The following is a 15,236-nucleotide window of genomic DNA, read 5'->3' on the forward strand; positions in this document are numbered from 1 at the left end:
TTACAGGGGTGAACATGAAGATAATTGAATTTTTTGCCAAGAAACACATACTGGTAAATCTTCTGGCTGTGTTTGTGACTGCCGCGGGTTTTTATACTTTTCTTACTTCGCCCAAAGAAGCTCTGCCTGAAATCAAATTCGGGCTGATAGTGATACAGACTCTTTATCCGTCAGCCGCGCCGCAGGAAGTTGAAAAACTTATTACCACCCCGATAGAAGAGGCAATAGACGGCATAAAGGGTATTGACAGTATTACATCTTCATCATCTGAAGGGGTTTCAATAGTAAGTATCACTTTAAAATCGGGAATTAAAGACGCTTCTGTTATTTTAAATGACATTAAAGGTGCAATTGATAAAATACGCACTCTGCCCGCTGACGCGCAGGACCCGGTTGTAAGCGAACTTACAACTGATGAATTTCCGGTAATACAGCTTTCCGTTTCCGGCGGAAGCAATTACGGCGAATTAAGAGAAGCCGCAAAATTTATAGAAAACAAACTGTCTAAAATCCGCGGCGTTACAAAGGTTGATAAAATTGGTTATTATGACAAAGTTATATGGGTTGAATCTGACGCGGAAAAGGAAAGAAAGTACGGCGTTACTCTTTTTAACATTGCCAATGCCCTTAAAAACAGGAATATTTCAATACCCGCCGGCAATAAGGTGTTTGACGGTTATGAGAATTCCATCAGGGCCCTTGCGGAAATTAAAGACAGCAAAGATGTCGGCGGTGTGATTCTAAGGTCAAACGATGTGGGCAGATACATAAATATTGCTGACGTGGCGGATGTTTATGAAGGATTTTCTGATTCAGACTTTTTAACAAGGGCGGACGGAGAGACCGCGATACTCTTTACAATACTTAAAACAAGCGGCGATGACACGCTTCGTATCAGCAGGGATGTAAAAGAAAATATAAAAAGCATAAAAACTCTTATACCGCCGTCGGTCAGGATAAAATTTTCCAATGACACATCATTATTTGTCAAAGACAGGCTTAATATTGTATTTTCAAACGGCATAGCCGGGGCGTTTTTGGTTGTAGCCATCCTGCTTTTGATGCTAAGGCCGTCAATAGCCGTAATGACCGCGCTTGGCCTTCCTGTGGCATTTGGACTTGCGCTTATAACTTTAAAAGCGCTTGGATTATCCTATAATATGCTTTCGCTTTTTGGCTTTGTTATGGCGCTTGGGCTTCTTGTAGATGACGCCATAGTTGTGGGGGAAAATGTTTTCAGGCATATGGAAATGGGAAAAAGCGCCATGCAGTCAGCTGTTGACGGGGCCGCGGAAATGGTAATTCCCGTAACCGCGTCAGTTGCAACCACTATAGCCGCGTTTTTTCCTCTGTTAATGGTAGGCGGTGTGCTTGGAAGTTTTCTGGCGCCTATTCCGACGGCGATTATTATAGCTATTACCGCGTCATTGATGGAATGCTACATAATACTGCCTTCGCATCTGGCTTATTTCGGGCAGTTTGGCGGTTCCGGCAGGCTGGCCCCGCTGCAGGATTCATTTACAAACACACTGAAAAATATTTACCTGAAAGTTCTTACCCCGGTTCTTAAACACAGATGGAAATTTATCGGTGTTATGATGGTTATTTTCCTGGGGGCGGTTTTCGCGGGCGGGATGAAAGGGGTGGAATTTTTCAGCCAGGAAACTGACGCCATAAACATAAAAATAAAGTGTGATAATCTTTTTTCCATAACGGATACGGATAAGGTTGTAAGGCAGATAGAACAGAAGCTTGACGGAAATCTTTTAAAAGATGACGTGGAAACAATTTTCTACTATATAGGAAAGTATCCAAATTCCCAGGGGCAGCCCGAAACCGGCAGCAATCTTGCGCAGATAGAAATTTATCTGAAATTAAAAGCTGAAAGAAAAACCAAAGACACCAATGACGTGATAAGCGCGGTCAGGCAGTTTGTAGGCAAGCCCGAAGGTGTAACCGACATAAAAATATCCGGAGTCACCAGAGAAGGCGGACCGGGAAGAAATGACATTGATTATTCGGTTGTGGGCGATTCGTATGAAAAACTTCAGCCTGCGGTTTTGGAACTTATTACGGCCGCGAAAACCATCAGCGGGGTCACTGAAATATCGGCTAACCTTGAACAGGGAAAGAAAGAACTGCGCCTTATCATGGACGAAAAGAAAGCGTCACAGGCCGGTATTATGCTGTCGGATATAGGAATGATGCTGCGCGGAGCAGTAGCGGGCGTAAAAGTAACATCAATAAAGAGGGACGGGGAAGATATAGACGTCATAGTAAAGGCAAAAGATTCAGAGATAAAATCATTAGATGACCTGCTGTCCCTGAAAATCCCAAACAGGACAGGCGCAAATATACCCCTGAAGAATCTGGTATCAATAGAAAAAGGCTACAGCTATTCCGTGCTTAAACACAAGGATACAAAAAAGGCAATAAGTGTTCTGGGGTCTATTGATAAAAAAGAAACAACCGTAAACAGCGTAAATTCAAAACTGCTTGAAAAAATAGCGGCGCTTAAGATGAAATATCCGGATGTTGAATTTATAACAGGCGGGGAGTTTAAAGAGATGCGGGAAACGTTCAGGTCTTTGGGGAACGCTTTTGCCGTGGCATTATTCCTTATATTCATTATATTGGCCACGCTTTTTAATTCACTGATTCAGCCGTTTATTATAATGCTTGCAATACCTTTTGGATTTATGGGAGTTATGCTTACGCTTGCAATTCACGGCATGCCTGTATCATTCGGAGCGTTTATGGGGTTTGTGGGGCTGTCAGGCGTGGTTGTAAATAACTCTTTGATAATGACGGATTTTATAAACAAAAATATTAAAAGCGGGATTGCTTTTGAAGAAGCTGTTTTAAGCGGTGCAATATCAAGGTTAAGGCCTATCTTTCTTACAACCGCAACCACCGCGGCCGGTTTATTGCCGCTGGGATACGGCCTTTTCGGCGCAAACGACCCATTCTTAAAACCTGTAGCGCTTGTTTTTGCGTGGGGTCTGATATTTTCCACGGTGGTAACTCTTTTTATGATACCGGTATTTACCGTTATGATGCACAATTTAAAAGTAACCTTTTTACGCGTTTTCCGCAAAGACAAAAACAACGAATACGCGTTTAAAAAATAGTTTTTTAATATTGTTATAGTTTCGTCACCCGCATTGTCCGGCTCTTTTGTTTGGTAGGCGCACCTTTTAAGGTGCGGCAGTTTATCTTGTCTTTGAACTTGTATTAATATCACGAATGCCTGCGATGTCTCAACATTCACGCTATCCGGCTCTGTTTGCTCTTGTATCTTCCAATCATCCAACCCTCCGACCTTCTGACCCTCAGTTTTCCTTCCGTCCCTCCGCACATCCGTCCCTCTGATCTATTTTTGCACAAAAATAACCACAACAAAAACGCTTTTTGTTTGTCTAAATATCATTGAAACTAAAGCGTTTTTGTTAAATCGGGAATAAAGCAATTGACGGGGGATTAATTAAAAGTTATTATTTAAATGAATTAAGGGAATCAACAAATATACGGGAGAAATTAATGAACAAACTGAAAGCTAAGCTGCTCTCCTTATTAATAATATTTATTCTGGCAGGCGCGGTATTCGCCGAACCCTATACCTGGAAAAGCGTGCAGGTGGGCGGCGGCGGATTTGTGACCGGTTTTGTTTATCACCCCCTTGAACAGAACCTTCTGTACGCGCGCACAGACATGGGCGGCGCTTACAGGTGGGACAATACAAACAGCAAATGGATTCCCATAACAGATTCCATGACAAGGGACAACGCCGATAATATGGGTATTTTAGGAATGGCGGTTGACCCGTCTGATGTAAACAGAGTCTACATGCTTTGCGGCAAATACACACAGAGCTGGGCGGTCAATGGGAATTTTCTTGCGTCAAATGATAAAGGCAATACCTGGACAATTAACGCGCTTAACTTTAAAGTGGGCGGCAACGAAGTTGGCCGCGGCGCAGGCGAAAGGGTGGCGGTTGACCCTAATCTTGGAACTGTAATATTTGTCGGAAGCTCCGGCACCACTCCAAGCGGATTATGGAAATCCACGAACAGAGGGACTTCCTTTACACAGGTAACATCATTCCCGCAGACAATAATAAATTTTATTATCTTTGATAAAAATTCAACTGTCACAGCCGCCGGCACACAGACGGTTTATGTGGGAGCGGGCGTTAACGGCAGCAGCCTTTATAAAAGCACGGATGGCGGCGCTACATGGACTTTGGTTGCAGGGCAGCCGGCAGGCGTGCAGGCGTTCCGCGGAGTCTTAATCGGCACCACATTTTATCTTACATACGCAAGCAATAACGGGCCCAATAACAGCAACGCCACGGGTTATGTTTATAAATACAATACATCAACAGGGGCATTCACCAATATCACGCCTGTTACCACCGGCTTTGGTTATTCCGGTATATCGGTTGACCCACAGAACACTGACAACATAATTGTTTCCACGCTGTTTCGATGGACGCCAATGGACGCTATTTATTACTCCACAAACGGCGGCACAAGCTGGACAGAAAAAAATGCGACAGCCACATGGGACAGGACATACGCGCCATATTCTGCTTCAAGCAGCCCGCACTGGGTAACAGATGTTCAGATAGACCCGTTTAACTCCAACAAAGCAATCTGGAATACCGGATACGGATTATGGATGACTTCTAACCTGCAGAGCGCGCCTGTGAAATGGGAATTTAATAACAGGGACCTTGAAGAAACGGTTCCACTGCAGATTATAAGCCCGCCTTCCGGCGCTAATCTGCTGACCGCAATGGGCGATATAGACGGTTTCAGGCACAACGATTTGGATGTTTCTCCGCCGCAGGGAAGGTACAGCCCGAATAAAGGCACCACATTATCAATAGCATTCGCGGAAAGCGTACCGCTTAAAATTGTAAAAGGGTATAATTCATCTCCGTTCGGCGCTTATTCAACTGACGGCGGCACAACGTGGATAGATTTTTCTTCTTATCCTTCCGGTACTTCAGGCGGCGGCAGCAAGGCGATTGCAATTTCCGCAAACGGCACTAACATAGTCTGGTCGCCTGCAGGTGCTGCAGTTTCATACTCTACTAATAACGGCTCTTCGTGGACAACATCAGCGGGAAGCCCGCCGGCGAATTTTAGCCCGGTGGCTGACAGAATAAATTCAAGTAAGTTTTATTTATATGACGGTGTTACCGGCACAATGTGGCGTTCCACAAATGGCGGCGCAACATTTGCCGCTGCAGCATCAGGGCTGCCAATGGTTCCAAGCTGGGCCCCGGCTGACGGCGTCTGCGCGGCAGCGCCGGGCAATGAAGGGCACTTATGGATAACAACAGCCGCAGGCGGACTTTACAGGTCAACTGATTCAGGCGCCACAGCGGTAAAAGTAAACAGCGTTACAGCGGCTTACAGAATTGGTTTTGGAATGGCGGCATCGGGCTACACGTATCCGGCAATTTATATGCAGGGGATTGTAGGCGGGGCCCTTGGTTTCTACCGGTCAATTGACACGGGCGCAACGTGGGAAAGAATAAATACAATTGCCAATCAGTACGGCTACGTACATCAGATAACAGGCGATCCGCGAATTTACGGCAGGTGTTATGTTTCAGCAGAAGGCCGCGGCGCGCTTTACGGCGATCCTGCAGGCACCCCAACCGACACACCGACAAGCACTTACACAGTAACACCGGGCGGCCCCACATTCACATTCACACAGACGCCCACAGATACGGCAACCGCAACGCCTACAAACGCGTACAAACTTATATATGACGGCGATACACCGGGATACATGCTTGCTGACGGCGCTATTAATACAAATACTGCCGGTTCTTTAACCGAAGGCGCAGGCGGAGTTACAGGAAATGGAATGATAGCCGCTTATACATCCCCGGCTTATTGGGGGCAGGCGCAGTGGGACATCCCCGGCGCAAACCAGCAGATGGACGGGAATACGGATATTGTATTTAACATAAAAGCTTTAACAGGTACTGTTTCACAGTATCTGCTTTATCTTGACTGGACTTACGCGTTTATAACTGTCGCAAACTATCTTGAAGAAGGCGGCGCGATAGACACAACATGGAAGACTGTCAGAATTCCTATAGCGGACGTACTTTCCAATACACATACTGCCATTTATTACCTTGCGTTTATTAACAACGCCGATACAGACTACTCCGTAATAGTTGACAATGTCCGCTTTGAAGGGGCGGCCGCGGTTTCAACATCCACGTTTACAAACACCGCGACACAAACAAGTACTTACACATCAACTTACACGGCTACAAATACATACACGCAAACGGAAACAGAAGTGCCCGCGACAAATACTTTTACGCAGACGTATACCGAAACTTTTACTGCCACAGCAACAGACACAAACCTGATATCAACCAATACTTTTACATCAACGCCTACTGATACCTCAACAGCCACATATACCAATACAGAAACACAGACTTCGGCGGATACCCCCACAGACACATTCACCAACACGTCAACTTATACAAACACAGAAACAGAAACCCCCACGCAGACTTACACATTCACGGACACGGTAACCCCGGGCGGGCCCACATTTACGGACACACCTACAGCCACACAGACTTTTACGCCTATGCCTTGCGCGTGCGGTGTGGTTTACGGCAACACCAATACAACCGCAATGGTAGGGGCAAGTATATATAATTCGCTGACCGCCATTCCTATATATGTTTCCGAAAACACAATAATGGAAAGCATGGGTGTCCACCTTGTCTCAAGCGCCGGCGGATATATAAAGATGGCGCTTTACACAAATGACGGGTCAGCGCCTTTGAATCTTATTGTATCTTCAACAGACACGCCTTCGGCTGCGGGCTGGAATATCGTGGACGTTGTTGATACGCCTTTAACCGCGGGTGTTTATTGGATAGTTATAAATACAGAAAGCGGAATACTGGTAAGCGCAATGGCGGGAATGCAGAACGCGGAGCTTTACACCGGATATTTCAGTGAAGCTTCCGCAATGCCGGCAACATTCCCGACAGCCGGTGTATCGCCCGGCAACGGCAGTTACGCGCTTGTAATTAACGCGTGCCCGGGTTCATGTGACACACCCACGGAAACGCCAACGCCTGTTCTGCCGTGCATGTGTGAAGATGATTTTGGTTTACAGTATACTCCGACAGCGGCAACGGTAAATATATCCGGTTATGTTTCCGCAAACGTTTATTATATGGGATATAACGGCACATTAAGCGGAATTGACCTGCACGTGGAATCGGGTTCGGGATATGTCCGCCTTGCGGTTTATTCAAATGACAATTCCACGGGGACAAATGTCCCTTACATACTGCAGGTGCAGACAGAAGAAACTGCGGTAACAACAGGGGATAACTTAATACCGCTGCCGTCAGCTCATTTGAATTCAGGAATCTATTGGATAGCAATTCAAATGTCGCCCGGACTTATGGTTTCAAGGGATATAGGCAGCAGCGGCGATGAAATGTATTATGAAATGACTTACGGAAATTTTCCAGGATTTCTGCCGTGGCCAATGGGGCAAAGCGCGGGCAATTGGGCATTCAAGGTAAACTACTGCCCGGATACCTGCAATACCCCTACAGAGACTTTTACAGCCACTTATACTTACACAGACACACAGACGGCGACATTTACGCAGACGTACACAGAAACATATACCGCAACAGAAACAGTTACAACAGGCGGGCCTACATTTACGTTTACTGATACGCCCACAGAAACCTTTACAGAAACTGCGACAGAAATATTTACAGAGACTCCCACGGAAACAGCGGCAGAGACTGCGACATACACAAACACCGTCCCGCCCGCGTCCACTTCAACATACACGCATACAATCACTGATACATACACTTATACAGCCACGCACACTTATACAAACACAGCGACTTTTTCACACACAAACACTTTAATACCTTCAGACACTTACACACAGACTCCGTCACAGACGCCTACAAACACCAACACTTACACGGCAACAGTAAGTGTTCCCACAAACACATTCACGCCCACACCCGTGGCAACAGAAGCGGAATTTAAGGTGAAAGACCAGCTTGCTTACCCGAACCCGGTAAACCCCGGCGACAACCCGTATATTTTTGTGAAGTATTACGCCACAAGAAATTACAAAGAGGTTCATTTCAGAATGTATTCGTCGTCGTTAAGGCTGGTGGATGAAATCGCGTATAAAAATTCTTATACAGCGGGCAATCACGTAATCCCGATACCGGATAAACATTTTAAAGGCCTCGCCAACGGCGCTTATTACTATTTAATTCTGCTTATTGACAACGACGGCAAAGAAGCCCGCGGCCCGGTAGGGAAGATAATAGTTCTTAAGAAGTGACGCAGCTTGGCAGCTAGGCGGCTAAGCAGCTAGGCTAAAAAAAAATAAGGTTTGGTAGGCGCACCCTTCAGGGTGCGGCAGTTGGTCTTGTTTTATTTCAATCTAAACACCGCACCCTAAAGGGTGCGGCTACCAAACCAAAGCAAATAACGGATTGTATATAAAAATGTTTCAGATGTGGTAGACGCGGGTCTTTATCCCGCGGCAGTTAATGTGTAAATCCCGGTAATTTCTTCGCTATAGCTTAATTGCTTAACCCGCTTATGCTTAATATTTATAATGCCATTTGTGACTATAATCACTGTTTTTTCATCTTTATTAAGTATAATTGTTATAGATGTAGGGGCGGTGTTTTAGGCAGAGATGGTGAGGTAAAAGCGGCGGATGAAAATCCGCCGCTTTTATTTTTAGCAAATATGTTTTTTAAAGTAGAGACGCAACATGTTGCGTCTCTACTTTAAAATATAAAACCCGCACCCTAAAGGGTACGCCTACCAGATCCATGCCAAACCTTCCGTCCCTCCGGCCATCGTGTTTTTATGCCAAGCCTCCAACCATCCAAGCCTCTAAGCCTCCGCCTTTAAAAAACAATATCTTTATCTCAATAATTATTATATAATTTTCATCATGTCATCAAAACAAATTGCAAAATCAGCCGCTATAGTCAGTTTAATTACCATGCTAAGCAGGGTGCTTGGCTATGTGCGCGACGCCATTTCAGCGGCTATTTTAGGCGTTGGCTGGGTCTCTGATGCGTTCTTTGTGGCATTCCGCATACCCAACATGCTCCGCAGCCTTCTGGCAGAAGGCGCCTTGTCATCCGCTTTCATCCCCGTATTTACAGATTACCTTGAGAAAAAGGACAGAAGGGAAACCTGGCTTCTTGCTGTTAATGTCTTAAACGCGTTATCACTTTTATTAGTCCTTATAACCTTCGCGGGAATTGTATTCGCGCCGTTTATTGTAACCATAATGGCGCCCGGCTTTATCAATGACCCGCAGAAATTTCAGCTGACAGTATCGCTTACGCGGTGGCTTTTTCCTTTTATACTTTTTGTAAGCATTGCAGCTTTGTTTCTTGGAATATTAAACTCGCTTAAAAAATTCTCCATTCCTGCATTTGCGCCGGTTGTCCTTAATATCTCCATGATTTTATCCGGAGTATTTATCTGCCCGCGCCTTGGCGACACCCCGGAAACGCAGGTCTACGGCTGGGTATTTGGCGCGCTATTTGGGTCATTTCTTGAAATATTAATCCAGTGGATACCTTCTGTAAAAGAAGGGCTTGCATGGAAACCGTTTATTAATTTAAAAGATGAAGGTTTGCGCAGAATAGGCAAGCTAATGATACCCGCCACACTGGCGCAGTCGGTCACGCAGATTAACCTTCTGGTAAATACAATCCTTGCATCACTGCTTGTAGAAGGCGCAGTCACATATCTTTATTACGGCAACCGCCTTATGCAGCTGCCGCTTGGGGTATTTGGTGTTGCCGTGGCAACTGTTTCTTTCCCGTTTATATCACAGTACGCGTCAAGAGGGGATTTTGATTCTCTCCGCGACACCATACATTCATCACTTAAGCAGGCATTTTTTGTCGTCCTGCCCGCATCCGCGGGTTTAATAGCGTTAAGTGTGCCGATAAACCTGCTTCTTTTTAACTACGGCCGTTTTCAATACGACGACGCCATAAAAACAGCAGGCGTTTCCGCGGTTTACTGCACAGCCATATTCGCGCACACAGGGGTAAAGATTCTAACCCAGGTTTTCTACGCCATAAACAAAGCAGGAACAGCGGTAAAAATTTCCGTCTCTTCCATGATAATAAACATTCTTCTATGCGTTTCGCTTATGTTTTCCATGAATTACCTTGGTTTGGCGCTTGCCACATCACTTGCCGCGTTGATTCAGTTCATAGCGCTATATTTTTACCTGTCTAAGTTCATCAACGGCTTAAAGACAAAAGAATTCCTGGCATATTGTGCAAAGGTCACGGTAATTTCGCTGATTATGGCGGGATTGTCGTATTTAACTTACTATCTGTTAAATGCCAACTTTAACGCCGCAGATTTCTCCCGCACTATTAACGGCTTTATAGTCCTTGCCGCAATAACGGTGGGAGTTATCTCATATGGAATAATGGCAAAACTCTCCGGCCTTGATTACGCGGAAAGAATAATGCAGGGGATTGTTAACAGGTTTAACAAGAAAAAGTAGTTTGTGTACTTGTTTTCTTTTTCTAATGTAGAGACGCAACATGTTGCGTCTCGCTTTTATGTGTGAATTTAAATTCTTGGTAGACACGGGTCTTTAGCCCGCGGCAGTAGATTTGATTCTGTTTATATCAGAAATCGCTCCTACGCTGTCAGCGTTTTTACAATGATTTGATAAGGGTAGTTGTTTAATTTTTCGCCAAAAATAGGTGGAGTTTATGAATAATAAAAATTCTTTAATTGTTTTCATTTCTTTTGTGTTTTGTTCTGTGTTTAGTGTCGTGTTTTTTTATCTTGTTAAAGGGGGATATGATTCAAACTCGGCGATTCGTTCATACTTTCTACTTGGCCAGTTGATGTGCGTCCTGATGATTGTCTATGCTGATGTTACGTATTTCTCGAATATTGACAAAGACAATATGTTTAGATTTTTATTTCATCAAGTTATTATTTCTGTTACGTCGTTAATGAATTTAGTAATCATTCAACATTATATGGGAGTAATACTATTGTTCAAACTACCGGTCGGATTTTTAATAATGATTAACATACTTATATTAACAACTGTTTTAGCTGCTATTTTATTTTCTCTTGAAAAAATATTCTTAAAATTTTGGGTTAAAGATAAAAGTGACACAATTCATTATTAAAAAAAACACTGTTAGATCCTAGTTAATGCCTTGATGATTTAAATTCAACTACCGCGGGCTGAAGACCCGCGTCTACCAGGACGAAACAACTACTCGAAAACCACGCGCCCTGCCGACTCCTCCATAGCAAATGACATTTCCGCGACGGCAGGAAAAGGACGCGGCTACCGGAATTTAATACAAAATAAAAAACAACATAATACTTTTTATCCTGTTTAGGTGTTAAATAGGTTGACTAATACCCAAAAAATTATTAAAATATGGGGTATTCGGGCTTAATTCTGTCTATGGAAAGGGATTTTTATAATGCGGAAAAGGACTGTTGTATTATTTGTGATTTTATTATTTGTATTATATTTATTTTCCGTGAAAGACGCTGATAAAACGGAAAACACGAATAAAAAACAGACTAAAGCGTCAATTAACCCAATAAATAAAGGCAAAATCGCTTTAATAGACATATACGGGGAAATTGGGGATACCACTTACGTTCTAAAACAGCTGCACAATTTCAGCAATATGAAAAATGTTAAAGCGATCGTCCTTCGCATAAACAGCGGCGGCGGCGCAATGGCCGCTTCGCAGGAAGTTTACAGCCTTGTAAGAAGAATCAGTTTAAGCGGCAAGCCCGTGGTTGTTTCAATGGGCGACGTGGCAGCTTCCGGCGCTTATTACATTGCTGCCGCGGCTGACAGGGTTGTGGCAAATTCAGGCACATTAACCGGCAGCATAGGCGTTATTATGATGTACATGACAGCGCGCGGCCTTTTGGATAAAATAGGCGTTGATTACGTTACTTTAAAGACGGGAAAATATAAAGATATCGGCTCTTTTGCGCGCGCCGCAACCAAAGAAGAAAAAGACCTTATGATGTCCGTCCTTAAAGACGCGTTAAGCCAGTTTGTGGATGATATAGTGGAAGTGCGCTATGAAGCAATTGCCGCAGGCGCGGGTATCAAGGCAAAAAATGATAAAGTAAAAAAACGGCTGGTAAAAGCTTACATGCTTTCCAATATAGCGGACGGCAGGCTTTTTACGGGTAATCAGGCGTTTAAACTTGGGCTTGTGGATTCCATAGGCACTATTGACGACGCAATTGAAGACGCGGCAAAAATGGCCGGTATAACAGGAAGGCCTTTTGTCGTAAAAGAAAGGTACAAACCAACTTTTTACGGCCTGCTGGAATCATCGCTTGCCGGGCTTGGTTTTAAATCAAAAATTCCATTAAATGGAAAATACTCATTAAGATAAGCATATACACGGAGGTTCATGATGGCAGACGCAAATAAAGGACCGAAAGATATGACACCTAATCCGCTTGAAGACGCGGAAAAGGCAAAAAAGGGTAAAGAAGAAAAGGCGGCAGCTCCCGCGGAACCCGAAGTTCCCGCAGGCCCAACGCCGGAAGAAATTGCGGCGCAGAAAGCCGAAGAGGAACAAAGTTCAATAATGTGGACGCGCGCGCTTCAGGTGGCGCTTTTAATCGGCGGCGCATTCCTGTTATTTCTGGGATTATCAGGCGAAAAGTTAATGTCGCTGCCCGCGGTAGCCGGCGGACTTTTATTTGTGCTGGCGGCTTTAATAGGCACAAAACTTTATCCCAGAATAAAAAAAGAAAACGCTTCAAAGCTGGGTTCGGTATTAAGGCTGGTGTTATTAGGCCTTGCATCCGCTCTGGCAATATTTTACATAGTACAGCTGTTTAAACCGTTATCGCAGAAAATAAATATGGACGTAATAATGGCGGTACTTGCCGCGTGCTTTATAATTTTCTGCGTTGAATTTATTGCCTACATGATTCACAACCCCAAGAAAATTTTATCTGACATCCTTATGTTTATAGCAACAGTGCTTTCAGCGGGAATGATACTTGCTTTTTACTGGCACTTTGTTGTGCCTGCAATTGTGGCTGCCGCATTGGCTATAGCGCTTGTTTTATACGCGGTTAACAAAGACCCGTTAAAAGATGACGGAAGGCTTGGTTTCAGGCTGTCAATGGCGGCAATAACGCTGCTTTTAAGCGGCCTTGTACTTGTTTACGCCGCGGGAATTTTTAATTATGCCAAACAGGAAGTTTTAAGTTACACTGAAATAACACCGGCTTATAATAACGCCCCGCAGAACCTTGCGTGGTCAAATGACAGCTGGGCTCTTGCTTATACGGTTTTTAACCCCAAGAAAGGCGAAAACACGGTTAACATTATTCATGGCCTTACAAGGGGAATTACCGAAATAAAGACCACTCAGGAAACCGCAATACCGCGTTATCTGGATGCGCCTGTCTGGAATAAAAACGGAAACCTGCTTATATTCTCCGGCGCTGCAACTGAAAATGGCGCCAGAAATATCTGGGCCGCTTCGTTTAACCTTACATTAATGGAACTGCCCGATAATCTCCGCGAAAAATACGGCGATTACACGTACAACGCGATAAAGATGAAAGAAGAAAAAAAGAAAAACATATTTAACTGGTTTGGAAAGAAAAAAGTTAAACCCTTATACACGGGAGACATAGAAACATTTGAAGACCAGGAAGCAAAGATAAAATACGAAAAACAGCTCCGTTCCAAAGAGCCTTCCGCTCCGCCCGGATTACCCAAGACCCTTGTAACAAGTTTTGACAAGGTAATTGATATGCCTTCAAACGCCATCACGCATAAAACCGCATGGTCGCCGGACGCAAAAAGTTTTGTTGTGGCTGCAGCTGCACAAGATGGCGGCGATAATAACCTTTGGACAACAAACACCGAAAAACAGGAAATGTCACAGCTTACAAAAGGGTTCAATAAATTTATGCCCCTTTGGTCTCCTGACGGTTCCAAGATATTATATGTAAGCAAGATTGACAGCTATACTTTCCTTGAAGTGAAAAACGAAAACGGTTCAGACGCAAGGGAATTAAACGTAAACAGGGCAAAAGACAAAGCCCTTTTCCCGTTGTGGAATTCACAGCAGAATAAGGTTATTTACATCAAGAATAATAAATTTGTTATTATGAATGCGGATTCAACCAACGGCAAGAACCTTTCAAAAGAAACGCTTCCGGATTCGCCTTTCTGGCTGACTTCTGAAAAGAAAAAGGTTATCCTTAATTTCACGGAAAGCGGCGAGATATGGAGAATCTGGACAATTAATAAAGACGGCAAAAACAATAAGGAAATTTTCAAGAGAAGCTGTGCGGGCTTTTCACAGCCAAAATGGTCATATGACGGCAAGGCAATTGCGGTCGGCGTAAATCACAAGGAAAGCGGCGAAATATGGCGCCTTGACGGAACCGGCGGAAACGAGCTTAACCTGTTTACAACAAAAAATGCCGTAACAGAACTTGAATGGGGCCCGTCATCTGAAAGGCTTGCGTTTATCGTTAAAAAAGGCCCTGCGGATAAGACCACGTTACAGGAAATGTGGGTGGTTGATAAAGAAGCCACCAATCCTTTACGTATTTATTACACCCAAAAGGGGAAGATAAGCAACATGACATGGGACCATCAGAGCAAACGCCTTGCCTTTGAAGAGACATACCACAAATTTTACTTTCATGATGACGTAACAACAATAAGGATAGTTCACGCGATAGACGGGGAATTATGGGAATTGCTTCCCTATGAATTCTTCGGCAAAAACCCCGTCTGGACAGACGACGGCGATGTAATTGCGTACGTAGGCTGGAACAATTTCATAATGCCATCCATGCCCGGCATTTCAAGTTATAAGCTGTGGGCGGCAAGGGTACAGTAAAAATTTAGTTTTTAAAGTAGAGACGCAACATGTTGCGTCTGGTTTTAAATAAAAAAAGAGGCGCAGAAATGCGCCTCTTTTTTTTGTCTGTTTTTAGTATTGTTTATATATGTATTGGTATATGCAGATCTCTTGTATTTATAACGTAGAGACGTATCATGATACGTCTCGTTTTTGATTTTTAACAGCGAGACGCAATGTATTGCGTCTCTACATTAAACAACAAACTACAAAATCTAGCGGG

Annotated in this window: 6 protein-coding genes; all 6 read left to right on the top strand. The window is 44.0% G+C overall.

Annotation, left to right across the window (positions count from 1 at the left end):
• Nucleotides 1–14: 14 nt before the first annotated feature.
• On the top strand, nucleotides 15–3,131 hold the full coding sequence (locus CVV21_07615) for a hypothetical protein (protein PKL91443.1): 3,117 nt from the start codon (nucleotides 15–17) through the stop codon (nucleotides 3,129–3,131).
• A 409-nt stretch (nucleotides 3,132–3,540) separates the two neighbouring features.
• The gene (locus CVV21_07620; GenBank protein PKL91444.1) at nucleotides 3,541–8,391 is read left to right on the top strand and encodes a hypothetical protein; all 4,851 of its coding nucleotides are present in this window, start codon (nucleotides 3,541–3,543) and stop codon (nucleotides 8,389–8,391) included.
• A gap of 627 nt (nucleotides 8,392–9,018) precedes the next feature.
• Nucleotides 9,019–10,608 (top strand): murein biosynthesis integral membrane protein MurJ, encoded by a 1,590-nt coding sequence (gene mviN, locus CVV21_07625; protein ID PKL91445.1) that lies wholly within the window; start codon nucleotides 9,019–9,021, stop codon nucleotides 10,606–10,608.
• A 214-nt stretch (nucleotides 10,609–10,822) separates the two neighbouring features.
• On the top strand, nucleotides 10,823–11,254 hold the full coding sequence (locus CVV21_07630) for a hypothetical protein (protein PKL91446.1): 432 nt from the start codon (nucleotides 10,823–10,825) through the stop codon (nucleotides 11,252–11,254).
• Nucleotides 11,255–11,560: 306 nt separating this feature from the next.
• Nucleotides 11,561–12,505 (top strand): signal peptide peptidase SppA, encoded by a 945-nt coding sequence (gene sppA, locus CVV21_07635; GenBank protein ID PKL91447.1) that lies wholly within the window; start codon nucleotides 11,561–11,563, stop codon nucleotides 12,503–12,505.
• A gap of 21 nt (nucleotides 12,506–12,526) precedes the next feature.
• On the top strand, nucleotides 12,527–14,992 hold the full coding sequence (locus CVV21_07640) for a hypothetical protein (GenBank protein ID PKL91448.1): 2,466 nt from the start codon (nucleotides 12,527–12,529) through the stop codon (nucleotides 14,990–14,992).
• Nucleotides 14,993–15,236: the final 244 nt, after the last annotated feature.

This window comes from Candidatus Goldiibacteriota bacterium HGW-Goldbacteria-1, from assembly GCA_002839855.1.
Taxonomy (GTDB): domain Bacteria; phylum Oederibacteriota; class PGYV01; order PGYV01; family PGYV01; genus PGYV01.

Excerpts from the sequence above, each read along its gene's own strand:
- CVV21_07620 (PKL91444.1), top strand. The coding sequence starts at position 3,541 with ATGAACAAACTGAAAGCTAAGCTGCTCTCCTTATTAATAATATTTATT.
- mviN (PKL91445.1), top strand. The coding sequence starts at position 9,019 with ATGTCATCAAAACAAATTGCAAAATCAGCCGCTATAGTCAGTTTAATT.
- CVV21_07630 (PKL91446.1), top strand. The coding sequence starts at position 10,823 with ATGAATAATAAAAATTCTTTAATTGTTTTCATTTCTTTTGTGTTTTGT.
- CVV21_07615 (PKL91443.1), top strand. The coding sequence starts at position 15 with ATGAAGATAATTGAATTTTTTGCCAAGAAACACATACTGGTAAATCTT.
- sppA (PKL91447.1), top strand. The coding sequence starts at position 11,561 with ATGCGGAAAAGGACTGTTGTATTATTTGTGATTTTATTATTTGTATTA.
- CVV21_07640 (PKL91448.1), top strand. The coding sequence starts at position 12,527 with ATGGCAGACGCAAATAAAGGACCGAAAGATATGACACCTAATCCGCTT.